The 17,689-nt window shown below is 64.7% G+C and carries 7 protein-coding genes; 1 reads left to right on the top strand and 6 read right to left on the bottom strand.

The features are described from left to right. Positions 1-19: 19 nt before the first annotated feature. The gene (locus OH491_RS02210) at positions 20-2,554 is read right to left on the bottom strand and encodes a beta-mannosidase (RefSeq protein WP_068769528.1); all 2,535 of its coding nucleotides are present in this window, start codon (positions 2,552-2,554) and stop codon (positions 20-22) included. 320 nt (positions 2,555-2,874) lie between these two features. Here OH491_RS02210 and OH491_RS02205 point away from each other — a divergent pair, with 320 nt between their 5' ends. Continuing rightward, positions 2,875-4,188 carry an SGNH/GDSL hydrolase family protein gene (locus tag OH491_RS02205; protein ID WP_068769529.1) on the top strand — a complete coding sequence of 438 codons (1,314 nt, stop codon included), beginning with the start codon at positions 2,875-2,877 and terminating at the stop codon, positions 4,186-4,188. A gap of 89 nt (positions 4,189-4,277) precedes the next feature. Here the strand turns inward: OH491_RS02205 and OH491_RS02200 are convergent, their stop codons facing one another. The 5 genes from OH491_RS02200 to OH491_RS02180 all read right to left on the bottom strand — a co-directional run bounded on the left by OH491_RS02200 (position 4,278) and on the right by OH491_RS02180 (position 17,489). Continuing rightward, a complete protein-coding gene (locus tag OH491_RS02200) occupies positions 4,278-5,264 on the bottom strand; it encodes a uroporphyrinogen decarboxylase family protein (protein ID WP_084441985.1) in 987 nt (328 codons plus the stop codon). Next, complete coding sequence (locus tag OH491_RS02195) at positions 5,261-6,547, bottom strand: MFS transporter (protein WP_068769531.1); 1,287 nt, start codon at positions 6,545-6,547, stop codon at positions 5,261-5,263. Before OH491_RS02195 ends, OH491_RS02200 begins: the two co-directional genes overlap by 4 nt. 120 nt (positions 6,548-6,667) lie before the next feature. After that, complete coding sequence (locus OH491_RS02190; protein WP_068769532.1) at positions 6,668-8,209, bottom strand: sialate O-acetylesterase; 1,542 nt, start codon at positions 8,207-8,209, stop codon at positions 6,668-6,670. A gap of 226 nt (positions 8,210-8,435) precedes the next feature. Further along, positions 8,436-13,967, bottom strand: coding sequence for an autotransporter outer membrane beta-barrel domain-containing protein (locus tag OH491_RS02185; protein WP_068769533.1), 5,532 nt, complete (start codon positions 13,965-13,967; stop codon positions 8,436-8,438). 24 nt (positions 13,968-13,991) lie between these two features. Next, positions 13,992-17,489, bottom strand: coding sequence for a TonB-dependent receptor plug domain-containing protein (locus OH491_RS02180; RefSeq protein ID WP_068769534.1), 3,498 nt, complete (start codon positions 17,487-17,489; stop codon positions 13,992-13,994). Positions 17,490-17,689 lie beyond the last annotated feature (200 nt).

Raw genomic sequence — 17,689 nt, 5'->3', positions numbered from 1 at the left:
GGCCGCGGGAACCGGGCGCTCACTCGTAGCTGTCCACCAGCGAGCCGAACCGCAGGGCGGCGCGCACCCCGGCCGCGGTCGCCGGACGGTCAAGCGTGACTTCCACGGTCTTCGCGCGTCCGGGGAACAGTTCGAAATAATTGTCCGACGAGGCGTGCGCGAACCCGTCGAGGTCAAAATGAAAACGGTGCTGGAATTCGCGCGACACAAACGTGAGCGCGAAATGGCGCGCGTCCGCGCCGCGTTTCACCGTCACGCGGGTTTCGCCACGGCGCAGCGCGATGAAGCGCGGCGGCACGAGGAACACGCTGTCCTCGCCCACGCACGCGCCGCCGACCTCGAGCGCGATGCGCAGCACGAGGTTGTCCCGTCCGTGCGCGGCCATGAGTTTGCGCGGGTCAAGGCTCCGCCGCCGCTGCGACTCGCCGTTGCGCAGCGTGACTTTCCGGCGTCCGCCCGCGAGCACGCGCCCATCGATGTGAAAAATCTCCCAGGCCAGCGTAGCGTCCTTTTTTCCGGGGCCGTCATAGACGGTGTATAAATCGACGCGCTCCACCGTGGAACGGCGGTAGTTGCCGGTGATGGTGGCCTCGTCGCCGATGATGTGCGCGCTCACCGCCGCGCTTGCGTAGAAACGCCGCGCCGCGTGGTGCAGCGCCTTCCATTCGCCGGTGTATTCGATGGAACTCCACGACGCGACCGGCCAGCAGTCGTTCAACTGCCAGTAAAGGGCGCCCATGCAGCGCGGCATCAGCCGCCGGTAGTGCTCCACCGCGATCTGCATGGCATATGCCTGGTTCAACTGCGACAGGTAGCCCAGCGCCGCCTGGTTCTTCGGGAAACGATAGCGGCGCGACACATAATCGAGAATGATCTGGTTGCCGGCCCGGTTTTTCTGGTGATTTTCGTTGCTCGGGCCGAACACGTTCGCGTCGTCCGGCGGGCAGTAGGTCGCCTGTGTTTTCGGCGTGCAAAAACTCTGCATGCCAAATTCCGAGACGAAGCGGAATTTCCATTTCTCGTAATCGCGCGCCGGATGCCGCGCGTGCCACACGTCCCAATAGTGCGTGTCGCCGCGCTGCTCGCCCGCCTCGCGGCCCGTGCCGTGCCTCCAGTCGCCGCGCCAGGGCGACGTCGGCCAGTAGGCCGTCCCCGCGCCGTGCGCGCGCACGGCCTCCGGCAGCAGCTTGTGAAACAACTCCTCGTAGCCGCGCTTGAGTTTTCCGCGCAGCCGCGGGCCGTTGGTCATCACGAGCTCGTTGTTGCCGCACCAGAGCGCGAGACACGCGCGGTGATGCAGCCGCCGCACCTGGTGGCGCGCCTCGGCCTCCACGCTTTTCAAAAACGCGCGGTCGGAGGGATACAGCGTGCAGGCGAACATGAAATCCTGCCATACGAGCAGGCCGAGTTCGTCGCACAAATCATAAAAATCCTCGCTCTCATAAATGCCCCCGCCCCACACGCGCAGGCAGTTGAAATTCGCCGCCGCCGCCGCGCGCACGTCGCGCGCGTAACGCCCGCGATCCAGCCCCGCCACAAAACTGTCCGCCGGAATCCAGTTCGCGCCCTTGATGAACACCGGCGTGCCGTTCACGACAAACTTGAACGACTCGCCCCATTCGTCGGGCTCGCGCACCAATTCCAGCGTGCGCAATCCGACGCGGCGCGTCCACGCGTCCACCACGCGCCCGTCGCGGTCGAGCGCGCGCACCGTGACCTCGTGCAATGGCTGCGCGCCCAGCCCGGACGGCCACCAGAGTTCGGCGTCCGGCACCGTGATTTCGAACGCGCCGGCCTTGAGCGCGGACGGTCCCGCCGCCGCCACCTCGCTTCCGCGCAGCGTGACGACCGCCTCGTAAGCCAGCCTGCGCGCCGGGCGCCGCATCTCCGGACGCAGCCGCAACGCGACCGCGCGCCCTCCCGCCCCTCCGCCGCCCTTGCGCGGCGCGCGATGATGCTGGGAAATTTCCACGTGCGCGAAGCGGTTGCCCGACCAGCCCTCAAGCCGGATTTCGCGCCACACCCCGCACGTCACGAAACGCGGCCCCCAGTCCCAGCCAAACTGGCTCTGCTGCTTGCGCGCCAGCACGCAGCCGCCCACCGGATCATTGAACTCCCACGGCACCGCGAAACGATGATTGTTGGCGCGGATGTATTTCATCGCGCTGCCGAACACGATGCGCAGCTCGTTCGGCCCCGGACGCAGGCGCGCCTTCACGTCCCAGCGCCATGCGGCGAACATGTTGTCCGCGCGGCCGATCTCGCGGCCGTTGAGAAAAAAGGTCGCAAACGTGTCCACGCCATCCGCCGCCAGCTCGACCGCTTCCTCGAGCAACAACGCCTCGTCCGCCTCGAAACGCAGCCGGTATTCCCAGTCGCGCTCCTCGATCCACTGGAGGTCGAGTTCGTTGCGTCCCCAGAACGGATCGGGGATGAGCTTGTTGCGGAGCAAGTCCGTGTGCACGCAGCCCGGTGTCACCGCCGGATGCCACTGCGCCCCCGGCGAGCGCTCCCGGAAACTCCACGAGTCACCTGTCAGCAGTTGTGTTGTCATGCGATGCATAAATTAGGGGCGGCCCCCGCCGCGACTCAAGCCATGCCGTCGCGCGGCGCGGCGGATTGAGGGCTGGCGGGGATCGGGCAAGGGCATTGGTCCGCGAAAATCCCGGCGTTCCCGCCGCTCCGCAACATGCAATTCACTTTATCGTTAAATGTTCGCCCCGCCCCTCCCCTTCCCTCTCAAAATGCGCCCGTGTTCATAATAAAATCCCGGCGACGGCGGTGGAGGCAGGCCCGGGACTGTTGACTGTCGCCAGCGTCCGCGCAAAGTCGCCCGCGTTTTATTATATACAACATTAATATAACGTTCCCGCCATGCGCCCCCGTCCCACTCCGTCCCTCGTCCTCCCCCTGCTCGCCGCGATCCTCGCGCTCGCGCCCTGCGTCGCGCGTGCCGGCGCCGGGAGCGCCGTCCTCCGTGACGGCGACCTCGTCGCCCCCTGCGGAGACTCCCTCACCGAGCAAAAACACTACACCGTTTTCATGGAGACCTATCTGCTGGCCTGCCAGCCTGCGGCGAACCTCAGGACGATGCAGTTCGGCATGAACGGCGACACGACCTGGGGATTCCTGTCGCGGCTGCGGAAAAATACGGCGCCCTTTGCCCCGGATGTCGCGACCGTGCTCTTCGGCATGAACGACGGCGGCTACCTGCCGCCCGGCAGACTCGGCGACCGCGCTGAACGCTATCGCGAGTCGCTGCGCGGCATCGTCGGGGAATTCCGCGCCGCCGGCGCGCGCGAGATCATCATCGCCTCGCCGACCCTGGTAGACCCGGCGACCTTCAAGCGCGGCGACCCTGTTGAATACAACCAGACGCTCGACCTGCTCGCCGCCATCGCGCGCGAAGTCGCGGAGCGCGAGGGCGCGCGCTTCGCCGACGTGCACGGCGCGATGAAGCGCGTCATGGAAAAAGCCAAGGCGGCCAAGGGCGCCGCGTATGAGGTCGGCGGCGACGACGGCGTGCACCCCGGCGCGAACGGCCACCTCGTCATCACCCACACATTGCTCAAGGCGCTCGGCTGCGACGGGCGGATCGGCACGCTCACCTGGGACTGCGCGGCCCGCCGCGCCGAGGCGACGCCGGGGCACCGCGTGCTCTCCGTAACGGACGGGACGCTTGAAATCGAGTCCACGCGCCATCCGTTTTGCTTCATCGCCGCCCCGCCGAACAAACCGCCGGCGTCGCGCACCATCCTCGACGTGCTGCCGTTCAACGAGGAGCTGAACAGCCTCATCCTCGTCGTGAAAAACGCCCCCGCCCCGCGCATGCGCGTATCGTGGGGGGAGTGGTCGCGTGTTTACACCGCCGGCGAGCTGGCGCGAGGCGTCAACCTCGCCGCCGATTTTCTGGACAACCCCTTTTGCGAAAGCTTCGCCCGGCTCACCGCCGCCGTGCGCGAGAAGCAGGACTACGAGACCGACGCCGTGAAAATCATCCTCTCCTCGCTTGGCACATGGGAAAAGTATTTCCCCGAGGAGCAGGCGTCCTCCGCCCTTCGTCGCGAGAAAGTGGTGAAAAAATCCGTCGAACAACAAGCCGCCGTCCGCGCCGCCCTCCAGCCCGTGCGGCACACGTTACAGTTGGAGAGTGTGCGCGAAAATGGCGTCATGTCCCGGCAGAACTAAGGGCACAGGCCCTGCATTGGCTGTCAGTTTTTGAAGGGCCACGCCACGCGCCGGCTCGAACGACACACTTACAAGGCTACCCTTAAACTTTAATATTGTCCGTGCTCTTGCCAGGCGGCGAGCAGGGCGGCGTAGTTTTCTGGCGGAGTGGCGGGATAGCAGGCGTTGGAAGCGCCGAGGACGTAGCCGCCGCCTGCCTTGCAGGCCGCGAGCGTGGCTCGGGTTTTTTCGTAAATGGCGGCGGGCACGCCGGTCATCAGGAGGCCGCTTTCTATATTGCCGCAAAGACAGAGGCGGCCCTGTGTTTTTTGTTTCACTTCGGCAATATCCATGCCCGCGACCGGATCCAGCGCCTGCACGGCGTCGAGCGGGCTGGCGGCGAGCTTTTCCACAATGGCGGAAATGTTTCCGTCGGTATGCAGGATACTGAACAGCCCGAGCTTTTTCAACGCGGACGCCCATTTTTCCAAATGCGGAAAAAACCACCGGTCCATCTGCGCGGGGCTGAAAAACAAACCGCGATTGTCGGCGATGTCGGAGGCGGTCAGCACGGCCTCGTGACCGGCGTCGGCCAGGCGTTTCGCGGTCTCGATGGCCGATTCCAATAACCTGCCCGCATGCGCGTCCATCTCTTCCGGGCGGTCCATCAGCATGTAACAAAATTCCTCGTAGTTGTCGGCGCTGCCGGGCATTTGGACGAGCGAGGAGCGATTGACGACGGTCAGAATGCCCTCGGACTCGCAGAGGCGCTTTAATATGGCGATTTGTTTTTCGCGATCACCGTCAGGCAGCCAGTAATAGGCGGGAACGCCGGGCGCTGTTTCCCAATAGCAGCCGGGCATGGTGAGCGCGGCGAAATGCAGGCGGCGGCAGACGGAGATTATAATCTCCGCGTTGGCGTGCATGGTTTTCTCTTTTTCGGCGGAGGAAAGGGCGGCGAATTCCCGGCCCAGCACGAGGTGCCGGCCCGAGACGTTGTCCCACGCCTGGAACTCAAGCTCCCACACGGGCACGGCCGAGGGCGGCTGCTTGCAGGCGAGCGCGGCGCGCATGTCTTCTCCACGGGTGCTCTTCATGATTCTTTTCGGGGAGGCTGTGCCATCAGTCTTCGATAAATAAACAACGGCACGAGGCCGGCGACGGTCAGCGCGGCGGCCAGTATGAAAACATAATCATAACAGCCTCCCGACCGGGAGATGAGGTGTCCCATCAGCAGCGCCATGACACCCCGGTAGGCGCCGCGCAAAAACGAGTTGGTCGAGGTCACCGAGCCGATTTCCGCCGGCGCCGCGTTGCGGTAAACCATGATGTCGGACGCGCCGTAGAAAACATTGAGCGTGTAGGACAGGCACGCGGCGAGGGTGAGAAACAGCGGCGTGCGCGCGTGCAGCACGCAATACGCCGCGCCCGCGCAAATCAGGCAGAACACCGGGAGCAGCCTGTAGGGACTCACCCTGTCAATCAGCCAGCCCAGCGGAAAGGCCGCGCACATCGAGAACAAGATGCCCCACGAGACGCACAGGCCCGTCTGCGCCCGCGTCATGCCGAGCGCGTTCTGCGCGTAGAGCCAGACCCATGTGACAAACGCAATCTGGAAGGTCTCGAACAGCGACACCGAAATCATCAACACCACCGCGCGCTTGTCGCGCCACGCGATTTTCATGGCGGAAAACGGGCGGAAGCCCTCGGTCGAAGGGTTGCGCACGGGCGGTTCTTTTATGGCAAATCCGCCGATGAGCGTGGTCGCCACGAGGATCGCGCCGGCGAGCAGGAAGGGCAGCGTCTCGGACTGGTCGGAGAGCTTCATGCCGTGGCGCAGCGCGAGAAAACTCAGCGCCGCCATCGCCATCTTCGAGGGGGCGTCCATGCGCGCAAGGAGTTTTCGCGGCATGCAGTCTATATTGAGCAACGGGATGGTCGCCGCCTTTATATCCATGAAAAACATCTGCAGCAGCGCGAGGCCGATGAGCACCCATTTCAACTCGCAGAAGGGGAACATCACGATGGCAAACACGATGAAGGGCGCGGAAAGAAACAGATACGGGATCCGCCGCCCGAACCGCGTGACGGTGTGGTCGCTTTTCCATGCGAAAAACATCACCGCGTAACAATACACCCAGTGGTTCACCGCCCCGATATTGCCGATGCCCGCCTCGCTCACGCCCGCGTTGTTGAGGCGCAGTTGTATGAGGGGGTTTATCACCGTGAAACTCACCGCCCAGCCGAGATTGAGCAGCAGAATCATGGAAAAATTTCGCCACATCAGCCCCCGGTTGCCGTAGTAGGCCATCATCTCCGGACTGCTCAACCCCGGGGCGGCGGCATTCGGGCCGCCGGATTCAAGAGAGGGAGATTTCATTTTTTGAGATGGTATTGCCCACGAAACACACGGAATACACAGAAGAAATTATTATTTGTTCGCCGCTGATTCCGATGCCCGAAAAGCATGCTTTCTCTTTTCCGTGTGTTCCGCGGGCAATCACCAATCGTCGGTGCGGAAGGGCGCGGCGGGCAGGCCGGCTTTGTTATATAAATCGGTTTCCGGCGCGTTTCTCCACGCATAGCGCACCGCCACGGGTTTCGCCACCTTCGGGCTGCTTATATAAACCGTCGCTCCCTCGATGCGCGCGGGGGCCCAGACAAATTCCCGGTCGGCCCCGGCAATCTCAAAACCCGGCGCCGGGCCGCCGCCTTTTGCGTGCAGGCCGTCGGCATGGGAGAAATGCACGCGCATGCCCGCGCCTTCCGCCTCCGCGCGCGCGAACGCAGGCCCCATGTGTTCGATGGGCTCGCCATACACGCGCGCCCGCACCGTCCGGGCGAGCCGCAGGCCGGCCTCAAGTTTGTTGGTGGGATGCACGTCGTCCGGGTTGCCGAGGTCGATCATCACCACGAGTTCGGTGTTGGGCTCGGTTTTGGCCACGCGTTCCTGCTCCTCGCGCAGGCGCGCCCATTTTATACTGCTGGCATCGCCTGATTTGTAATTCGGCAGTTGCATGATGACGAAGGGAAAATCCCCCTGCCCCCACCTCGCGCGCCAGTCGCGGAGCATCGCGGACAGGAGCGCGCCGTAGCCGTCGGGGCGGCCCGCGTTGTGCTCGCCCTGATACCAGACCGCGCCCTTGAGCGCGCAGGGTATGACGGGGGCGATCATGGCGGAAAACAGGCGGGCGGGTTTGTTTTGCCCGTAAAGCGACTCGGGCGGGCGGGGCGGTTGTTTGGCGAACTTCTTTCCGGCGGCCCCGGCCTTGGCGGCATCGGATTTCCAGTTTGCCAGCGCGCGGTCGTAGGCGGCGAGGCGTTCGGGATAGGCGGTGATTTCCTCGATCCATTTATAGAATGTGATCCTGAAGCTCCGGTCCGCGAGAATCGCATGTTCGCTCATCCATGTCTCGATGCCGGTGCCGCCCCACGAACTGTTGACGAGACCGACGGGGACGTTGTGCCGCCGGAAAATGTCGCGGGCGAAATAATATCCGATGCCGGTGAAGTCCCCCGCCGTCGCGGGCGAGCAGACCATCCATTTATCATAGGTTTTTTTCGGCTCCATCGTGACCGGCTCGCGGCTCACCTCGAAATGGCGGATAAGCGGAAAATCCGCGGCGGCGATTTCCGCCGCCGCGTTGTCGCTGCGCGAGACCTGCCATTCCATGTTGGACTGGCCCGAGCAAAGCCACACGTCACCCACGACGATATCGGAAATCACCACGCCGCCGCCGCCGGTGTCGCGGTCGCCGGTGATGCGCATTTGCGCCGGCTCGGCAGACGCGGGCAGCGGCGCCAGGTCCACGCGCCAGCGCCCGCCGGAATCCGCCGTGGCGGAAACTGTTTGCCCCTTGAAAGAGACTGTCACCGTTTCCCCCGGCGCGGCCCAGCCCCAGACCGGCGCGCGCATGTCGCGCTGCAACACCATGTGGTCGGAAAACACCCGGGCGGGAATCGGCGCGGCGGGAGCGGCGGGCGGGAATATGCACGCGGCGGCACAGGACAACAGGCAGGCGATAAGCGGACGGTGTCTCATGGTATTTGGGTATTATCAAAAGGGAGGCTGTGCTGTGTTCAGTAAAAAAGGGGGCGGGTAGGTTTGTGGATTGAGCGGCATGGGCGAGCCGCCCATGGACGGCGCGGAGCCTTCAAACCCACGGGCGGGACGCCCGTGCCACCCGACCCGGCAAACCTGCCGGCTGGAAGCCGGCGCTCCCAGTCGCTGACGCGGTCCCGGGAGTCCCGTTGGGAGGACGCGGCTCTTACCATAGCGTGCGGTAGCCGAGATTGAAGCTCCAGGGGCGCTGATAGGCGTCAGCCGTTGCGTATTCATAGTCCAGATACAACGCGCTGCGGTCGGAGAGACGGATGGACACGCCGGCGCCGGTCTCGAAGCGCCAGCCGTTCATGCCGGGATCGAAGGCACGGGTGTGGGCGTGGATGACACCGCCGGAGGTGTCGGTTTTGGCCCAGGCGATTTTTGCATAGGGGTTCAGGCGCCCGAGATCGCGCCCGACGCGCAGGCCGCCGCGATACTGGGTGGAGCGGGAGCCGTCCACGCGCACGGGGATGGGACTTTCCGAGGTCAGCGCCTCGTAGTCCACGCCGTTGAGCCAGGCCGTCGCGAGTTGCACGGAGGACTCGAACCACCAGTCGTGCTTGAGCTGGAAGCGGCGTCCGAGTTCGGCGGAGAAACCCTCGGCGTTGCTGTTGTAGTCGCCGTTGGTCACACGGCCGTCCACGGTGCGGGCATCGAAGCTGTTCTTGGAGCGGTCGCTTTTCAGCACGAGGTCGCCATGCCAGCCGCTTTCGAAGAGGATGGAACCATAGACGCCCGCGCCAAAAGTGCTGCTTTCGCCGCTGCCGTAGTTGACAAAATCGCGGGTCACGCGGCCTCCGTCAAAGAACACGCCGGCGAGCAGGGTGACCTCCTCGTGCGGGCGGAAAGTGCAGTCCGCGCCAGCGGTGACGCCGTAAAGCGTCTCGTCGAAGGGGCGCCCGAGGAGCTTGTAGTTTGCCTTCAGGCGGTAGCCGCGCCCGCGCGCCCACACGTTGCCGGTGCGGCCGGAATCCGATTCCGCCAGGCCGGCGCGCACGTCGCCCATGCGCAGGTAAAGGGCGTCAACGGAGTAGTGCCAGTCCTTGCCGGCCATGGCGGCGGTGCCGATGATGGCGTCGGCCACGGAGGCCAGGCCGCTGTCGGCGAGATACCAACGGTCGGGGTTGTCGGTGTAGGTGGACTCGTCCTCGCCGCCCTTCACGAGTTTGAGCGCGACGAGGCCGGACTCGTAGTAGGGAATCGGCGCGCCGGCGGCATCGACCAACTGGAAACGCGTGGCATCGCCCGAGGCGGTGTCGATGAGGGGCGTAAAGGAGCCGTCGAGCGGGGCGGTGAAGGCGGGGTTGGCGTTGATGACAAACACGCCGTGGGTGCCGGTCCCGGCGGTCGTGACGGTGACGTGGTTGGCGGCGCGGCCCACGGGGATGACGGGAGAGAGGGCCGCGGTGGCTTGGTCGCGCACGGTCTTGAAATCGACGTTGAAGGCGAGGACGCCGCCCGAGCCGGTGAGCCGGTTGACGATGGCCTTGCGAAAAGTGGTGCCGGCAGGAGTGAAACGGAGGGCGCCACCGCCGGAGAGGTGGAGTTCGCCGAGGTCGAAATTCCGGGTGGCGTTGTCGTAGGTGTCGATGATGAGGCTGGCGCCGCCGGTGACGCTGATTTTGGAGGTCGTGCCGCCGAGGGCGAGGAGGTGGCCGGCGGTGACGGCGGCGGCGCTGCTGATTTCGATGCTGGGGATGGCGTATTCGCTGTCGATGGTCACGCGGGCGCCGTTGGTGAAGGCAAGGGTGCCGTCGCCGGCGATGGTGTTGGTGAGGGTGCCCTCGACGCCGCTGAATTCCATCACGCCGCCGGCTTGCGTGGTGATGACGCTCACGCCGAGCGCGTCGAACGCGCCCGCGACGAGCCGGCCTTGTTCGATGACGACGGGGACGTTCAAGTCCGGGTTTGAACTGGCGATGGTCATCGCGCCGGAGCCGGTTTTTAGGATGGTGCCGTGGCCGACGGCGGCGGTGCCGGTGACGCCGGCAAAGGTATTGTGGAAATGGGTGTTTGCGCCGGTGGCGGCGAGTTCCAGCGTGCCGTCGAAGGCGATGGCACCGGTGCCGAGCGCCCCGCCGTCGGTGAGACGCAGGGTGGCCCCGGCTGCGATGGTGGCGGTGATGTTCAAGGCGGTGTTGGCGGAGCCGATGGTGGTGGTGCCGGTGGCGATGTCGAGGAGGGCGGCGTTGGCGGCGTCGGCGGTGAGGACGCCGGTGATGTGGCCGCCGTTGAGGATGAGGTGTCCGGCGGCGCCGAGGTCGGTGGTCGCGCCGTTGTCGTTGAAGAGGCCGGTGCCCTTGGCGGCGGTCACGGCAAGGGTGCCGGTGCCGAGGCTGAGCCGCGCGCCGGCCGTGCCGGTGTAGGCGCCGATGGACTGGGTGTTGCCGTAAACGGTGTCGCCGTCGAGGAGGACGCCGGCGCCGGACTGGATGACGAGGTCGGAGGTGTCGCCGAGGGCGCCGGCGGCGGTGAGGCGCAAGGTGCCGGTGGTGACGCGGGTCTCGCCGGTGTAACTGTTGGCCGCGCCGAGGGTGATATGGGTGCCGGTGGCGGCAATGGAGAGGTTGCCCGCGCCGGTGATGGTGGTGTTAAGGAGGGCGTTGTCGGTGGCGGAATCGGAGGCGAGGGTGAAGGTTTTGCCGAGGAGGATTTCGATTTTTTGGAGGAGAGAATCCATGTAGAGGCCCGCGCCGGCGCTGCCGGTGATGGCGACGGCCATGTTTTCGAAGGTGCCGACGGCGTTGGCGTCGAGGGCGATGGTTTGAGAGGTGGCGATGGCGGTGGCGCCGTCGTTGGCGTAGAGTTTGACGGTGCGGCCAGCGTGGCCGGCGGCGAGGGTGTCGGCGGCGATGAGGAGGACGGCATTGGCTCCGGCTTCGTCGAGGGAAAAGACGCTGCCGCCGCCGCCGGTGTAGAGACTGCCCATCGAGTCGCCAGGGTTGAAGTCGTCGAAGATGATTTTGCTGCTCACCGGGTCGCTGAGCGCGAGGGTGCCGCCGACACGGAGAGTGCCGGAAAAGGCGAAGCCGTCGCGGGTGGTGTGGAAATCGCCGCCGGCGAAGTCGAGTCCGCGGAGGGCGTAGGAGCCGCTGCCGATGGAGAGCGTGCCGCCGGTGGCGAGTTGGAGATGGGAGGCGGCGAGTATGCTTCTGGTCGGGGCCATGCCGGCGACGGTGTCGAGGTGATAGCTGGCCCCGCCGCCAGCGGTGCCCTGAAGCCGGAGGGTGCCGTGGAAGTCGCCGGAGGCGAAGGCGAGGTTGTCGCCGGTGTTGTTGAGGACAAGGTTGCCCGCGCCGTTGATGGCGCCGCCGAAGAGGGCGCTGGCGCCATTGACCTGCACGGTGCCGGCGACGAGGTTGAATGCGCCGGTGTAGTGGGTGTTGTCGGCGTTGAGGACGAGGGTGCCGGTGCCGGTCTTGGTGAGGGTCGCGTCGGCATTGAGGCTGGCGATGGAGTCGGTTTGGTTTGCGAGCGAGGAGGCGTCTCCGATGGTGAGGCGGCCGGTGATGTCGAGGGTGGCGGTGGAATTGTTCCCCATGTAGAGGAAGCCGCCTGCAGAGGCGGCGGCGGTGGAGCCTTCACCCAAGGCGGCGTTGCCGGTGTGGGCGGCGGTGTGGGTCGTGTGGAGGGTGAGATTACCGGAGTTATAGATGGCCCCGCCACGACCGCCCACGGTGTTGGAGATGAAGAGGGCGTCGTCGATGGAGAGGGTGCCGGGGTTGGCAACCGCCCCGCCGTAGGCAGTGGGTGTGCTTGCATTGAGGCTATCGAAAGTGACCGTGCCGCCATCGGTGCGGATGGCGAGATTGCCCTGATTGACAATGGCCGGGCCAAACATGCCGCCGCTGTTTTGGGCGAAGGTGAGCGATTTGCCGGCAGCCATCTGGACGGTGGCGTTTACGCCGGGGTTGATTAGCAAGTTGTCCGACCCGACGGGGTCACCAGAGGCGTTAGAGTAGAAATCGAAGGTGATGTCGTCGGTGATGAGCAGGGTGGAAGCGCTCGCATCGGTGCCGGCGAAGGTGACGCTGGAGAGGCTGGCGCCGAGGTTGCGGACGGTGGCGACGCTGAGGGTGCCGGAGTGGAGTTCCACGCCACCGAGGAAGTTGTTGTTGCCGGTGAGAGTGAGCGTGCCGTTGAAAGCGGTACCGCTCGCGCCGAGAAGGAGTTTGCCGGAAGTGCCGGTGAGGAGGGTGTTGCCGAGGGAGCCGTCGGCACTGAAGTTGCCGGCGAGAGTATAGCTGGTGTCGCCGACAAGGGCGAGTTGGGAGACGGTCTGGCCGATGTCGGCGGTGATGGTGGCGCTGGTCACGCCACCAAGGGTGGAGAAGGTGACGGAGTCGCCGGTGAGAAAGGCAAGAGAACCTCCGCCGACTTCGCGCCAGTTGGTACCGGTGAGGTTCCATGTGTTGCCGACCGCGCCCGTCCAGACGAGGTGTTTGTTGGCGGCGGTGGAGGCGACGGTCATGAGGAGTTGGGAGCCGCTGACGGAGAGCGAGGCAGAGGGCAGCGCACCGGCGAGGCGGTCGAGGGTAGAGAAGGCGGCACCGTTGATGGTAAAACGGATATCGGCGGGGAGCGCGGGGAGGTTGGCGCCAGCGGTGATGATGGGAACGGCGGCGATGCTGGCGAGCGAGGAGAGGTCTAATTTTATGATGCTGCCGAAGGTGACGGCACCGGAGAGGTTGATGAGGTCGGCGGTGGCGGAGTTGTGGTCAATGTTGAGGCGGGCGGACTTCTCATTGCCACCGTCGGCAACGGTGCCGAGGTTGAGGCTGCCGATGATAAAGAGGGTGCCGATTTCGCCGGGGTTGTCGCCGGCGGAGAGGGTGCCGTTGCGGGAGACGGTGACAATGCCGGTGCCGAGGTTGAGGGTGCCGGTGCCGGCGAGGAGGCCGGAGCGGCTGCCGAGGACGCCGGCGCCGCTGGTGTTGCCGCCGACGAAGAGGCCCTTGTTATTGGCGATGCTGAAGAGGCCGCCAGCGTTGACGTGGAGTTCGCCGACGGAGTTGGCGGCGTTGCCGATGGTGACATCGCCGGTAAAGTTGGCGGAGCCGCCGTCGGAGATGAACATGGTGCCTGCGCGGTTTTTGCCGATGTTGGCGGTGGTGGCGGTGAGGTTTGAGCCAGCGCCGGTGATGTTGACGGTGCCGCTGCCGCCGTCGGGGAGAACGCCGGAGGCGGATTCGCCGATGGCGAACTCGCCAGCAGAGATGGCGGTTCCGCCGTTGATGATGTTGAGGACGGCCTTGTTGCCGCGTCCGACGAAAATGGAGTTGGAGGTGGTTTTGAGAACGGATCCGGTGCCGCTGACGGTGACGGCACCGAGGCCGGCACTGCCCCATTGGGAGGCGTTGCCGCTGTTGTAGCCGATCATGGCATAGGTGGCGATGGTGAGGGTACCTCCGTTGATGATGTTGAGCGCGCCGTAAGCGTCCTTGCCAGTGCCGCCTGCCTCAAGGCGGCTGATGGTGATGGAGGCACCGTTGATGACGGCGGTGCCTCCGTTGTTGATGAGTACGGTGTCTCCGGCGGCGGGCGGGGCGGCGTCCTTCCAGTTGCCCATGTCGGCGAAATCGCCGGTGCCGGTGGCGGCCCATTCGCGATTCGCCCCCTCGAGGTGCGGGGCGAGGCAGAGGAGAAGCGGGAGGAGGCGCGAAAGTTTCCGTTGCGAAGGCGAGCTGTTTTTCATGGCAGGTGATGCTTTCGGTTGTGGTTAGAAGCTGGTGCTTAAGGTAAGGATGAACTTGCGCGGGACGGAGTAACGGAAGCCGGTCGGGATTTGGGCGCCGCCGGCATACTGGATGTTGGTAGTGGTGCCGCTGTCGTCTATCTTGGCGGAGGCAGCTTTTTTCACAGGCATGCCGTGCTCGTCGAGTTGCGCCCAGTTGTAGTTCATGCTGGCAGTGGCGTTGCCGACGCCGCCGGAGTAGATGTATTCGTCGAAGCCGAGGAGGTTGCTGATGTTGAGCTGGAGGACGAATTCGCGGCGCCAGAGCTTGAAGGTGTAGCGGAGCATGGCGTTGGCGAGGACGGAGGAGTCGGTTTTGTAGCCGTAGCCGGGTTCCTCGCGCCAGTAGCCGCGGGGGACTTCCTGACCGGCGGCGTTTTTGTCGGTGGGGTTGCCGTCGGCGTCGGGGACACCGTTGCGGACGTCGGGATCCCAGTATTTTTTGATGCCGAGGATGCGGGGGCCGATGAATTGGGCGCCGGCGCCAACGCGGAGGCCCTTAAGGGGGCCGTAGAGGAAGGTGTAGGAGGTGAAGATGTTGGCGGTGTAGTCGGGGGTGCCATTGAGGGGGCGTCCGTCGCGCTTGTTGCGGAGGACCATGTCAACGTAAGCGATACCCTCGGACATTCTGCCGGCGACGGTGGCGTTGTAGGCGCCGGCATGGCCGGCTTCGGTGTTGGCGAGTTCGAGCCATTCGGGGAGGTGCTCGTTCCAGTAGGCCTTGGTGTCGGGCATGGCGTTGTTCTGGGCGTTGTCGGTGAGGGCGCCGTTGAGGGTGATGGCCCAAGCGCGGGTGGGGTTGAGGGTGAAGTCGAGTTCCCAGCCGTTGGCGTCGATGTCAATGGAGTCCACGTAGGCGCGCATGGCGGCGTCGAGTTGCTCGGCGCGGTCGTATTTGTCGAGCCACTGTTGTTCCTGGGTGGCGTTATAGGCGGAGAGGTAGATTTCCTTGGCCCGATCCCACATGTCGGAGCCGTTGGTGTTGGTGGCGAAGGAGTCGGCGAGGCCATTGGCGAAGCTGCTGTTGGCGCCGCGGGATTTACTTTTATAGTAGCCGATGCGGCCGGAGATTTTGCCGTCGAAGAGCTCGAATTTGAGGCCGAGGTCCACGCCTTTGTTGCGTGGTTGCTCGATGGGGTTGCCGTGGATGTCGTTGGCCTTGGCGGCGGAGGTGAAGCCTTCGGAGTAGTTGGCGAAGAGGCCGAGCCATTTGACGGGCCAGAGAACGACGCCGGCCATGGCGGAGTTCATGCCGAAGGAGGAGGGGTAGTCGTTGGTGGGGTCGCCGTCGTTGGCGCGGACGGGATTGTCGCCGCGCCAGAGGAAGCGGACGTCGTTGTTCGCGGGGTCGGAGGGGTTGATGGCGATGGTGCTAGGGTTGACGTAGCTCCATGTGCCGGTGCCGGGGTCGTAAGTGGGGTCGCCGATGCCGCCGCGGCCGTTGATGCGGTCGGTGAGGTCCTGTTTGTAGTCGTCGTGGCGGATGCCGAGGGTGGTGGAGAGGATGCCGTCCCAATAGCGGCCCTGCATGGCGGCCTGCATGTAGTTCATGCGGGTTTTGGAGAGTGAGCGGTCGTAGGTGAGGTAGTCCACCTCGTAGGCGCCGAAGCTGCGTGGTTCGCTGAGGATAGGAGCGTCGCCGTCGTCGAGGTAGCGGCGGACATAGACGCGGTTGGCATCGGTGTCTATGCTGCCGTTGTTGGTGCGGACCCAACCCTTGGTGGTGTAGTCGGTGTATTCCTCGCGGCGTCCGAGGATGCCGACGATGCGCTGCTCCATAAAGCCGAGGCGGAGGGGGTAGGCGAGCATGAGGCGGAAGTCCTTAGCCCAATTGCGGGAGTAGGCGCGGGCGTAGTGCGTGTCGGTGAAGGCGCGGCCAGCGTTAGGGTTGGTGTTTTCAGCGGTTTCGTTCGTGCCAGTGGTGAGGGCGTCCTTTCGCTCGGGGAGGTATTCGTTGAGGTCGTAGTAGATGACCTCGTTGATGCCAGAGAGGAAGTTGCTGGAGTCGCGATGCTGGAGGTTCATGCCGACCTCAATAGCGAGGTTGCCGATGCTTTGGGTGAGGTAGGCACCCCAGAGATACCAGTCGGACTCGCCGAGGGGCGTCTTGCTCGGAGTGTGGCTGTATTCGCGGCTGGGGAGCGACATGGGGTAATTTTCGCGTCCGGTGTAGATGGCGGCGTTCTCGGACTGCGTGGGATAAATGGGGTAATTGGTGCCGAGACCAGAGGAGCGGACGGCGTCGGCCCAGTTCATGAGCGGAATGGAGCGGGCTGGGTTGTAGGGGTCGTTGTTGCTCATGAAAACGAGGTGGGGGCTGACGGTGCCGACGTTGCGCCCGATGCCGACATCGGCGGGGGCGACATTGGCGGTGACCCTGTCGGCGGCGACGGGGGCGTCGGAGGTGTCCCAAGCGTATTTGACCTGGTTGTTGGCAAGGAGAGCGTATTCGGCGGCGGTGTAATAGGGGCCATTGATAGAGCTGGAATAGTCGGTTTTGAGTCGCGTGGTGTCGGACCAATCCCAGTTGGGATTGTAGGTGGAATACATGTCCTTGAAATTCTCGCGCGGCGCGCTGCTTTCGCCGTGGCCGCCGGAATACTCGACGAACAACTGCGTGCGCTTGAACGGACGGAAGGTGGCCGAGATTTGCGTGGCGCGGCGCTCGGAATATTGCGCGTCGCGCCAGCCCTCCATGCTTTCGTAGAGGAAGTTCGCGCGGAGGGCGGCGAAGCGGCCCATCGAGGCGTTGGTGTCCATGCTCGTGCGAATGCCGCCCCAACTGTCGGGCTTCACCTCAACCTTGGCGAAGTCGCGCTGGAGCTTGGCGCGCTTGGTTGCGGTACTGACGAGGCCGCCGAGCGAGCCGTCGCCGTAGAGGGCAGCGTTGGGGCCTCGGGCGATTTCGATGGCCTCGGTCTCGAACACATCGCCGGGCACAATGCTGATGAAATAATTGCGCGCGCGGCCCTGGTTGCTGGAGATGCCGCGTGTGACCACGGGGCGTCCGAAATTCACGAGGCTTTCGGTGTAGGCGCTGTTGGTGTCAACCTCGTCCACGTAAACATTCGGTCCCCATGAGGCCAGTTCGGAGATGTCGGTGACGCCGACGTCGTCCATGAACTCCTTGGTGAGCACGCTGATGACCGCCGGTGTTTCCTTGAGGAGTGTGGCCATGCGCGAGCCGGCGAGCGTGCTGGTGGCCTGATAGCCGTGGTCGCGCTCGCGCTCGACAGTGAAGACATCCATCACGACGACTTCCTCTTCCTTTTTGTGGTCGTTTGCGCTGGCGCTGGCATCGGGGTTTGCGCTCTCGCCAGGGGCGGGGTTCACCGCTTGTCCGGGCAATCCGGCGGTCAGGACGGCGGCAAGGAACATGGTGGCCGCGACGCGGAGGGGAAGCGAGGGGAGGACTTGCATGTCCGGCGAGCCGAGGAACGGGCTGGAAGGATGGGATGGGCGGAGGGAGGGAGCGGTGTGCATACGGAGCGGGATAAGAGTTGGTTGCGGGGAGGGCGTATCGGGAAGGGGCGGGATCACGCGACCTGCGTGCAGGGCATTTCTTTGTTTTTGCCCGGCTCTGCCTCAACGCCTTTCCTTCTTTATCGTTAAGCATGGATCGTCGAACGCACGCCGCTTAACTATTAAGGATGATGCGGATTGCCCGGGGCCGTCGCGTGTTG

Source organism: Termitidicoccus mucosus (assembly GCF_038725785.1).
Lineage (GTDB): Bacteria > Verrucomicrobiota > Verrucomicrobiia > Opitutales > Opitutaceae > Termitidicoccus > Termitidicoccus mucosus.
Note: the sequence above shows the minus strand (reverse complement) of the source record. Positions and strands in the feature narration are given on the sequence as shown.

Coding starts and splice junctions, on each gene's coding strand:
- OH491_RS02210 (WP_068769528.1), bottom strand. CDS start 2,554: ATGACAACACAACTGCTGACAGGTGACTCGTGGAGTTTCCGGGAGCGC.
- OH491_RS02205 (WP_068769529.1), top strand. CDS start 2,875: ATGCGCCCCCGTCCCACTCCGTCCCTCGTCCTCCCCCTGCTCGCCGCG.
- OH491_RS02200 (WP_084441985.1), bottom strand. CDS start 5,264: ATGAAGAGCACCCGTGGAGAAGACATGCGCGCCGCGCTCGCCTGCAAG.
- OH491_RS02195 (WP_068769531.1), bottom strand. CDS start 6,547: ATGAAATCTCCCTCTCTTGAATCCGGCGGCCCGAATGCCGCCGCCCCG.
- OH491_RS02190 (WP_068769532.1), bottom strand. CDS start 8,209: ATGAGACACCGTCCGCTTATCGCCTGCCTGTTGTCCTGTGCCGCCGCG.
- OH491_RS02185 (WP_068769533.1), bottom strand. CDS start 13,967: ATGAAAAACAGCTCGCCTTCGCAACGGAAACTTTCGCGCCTCCTCCCG.
- OH491_RS02180 (WP_068769534.1), bottom strand. CDS start 17,489: ATGCACACCGCTCCCTCCCTCCGCCCATCCCATCCTTCCAGCCCGTTC.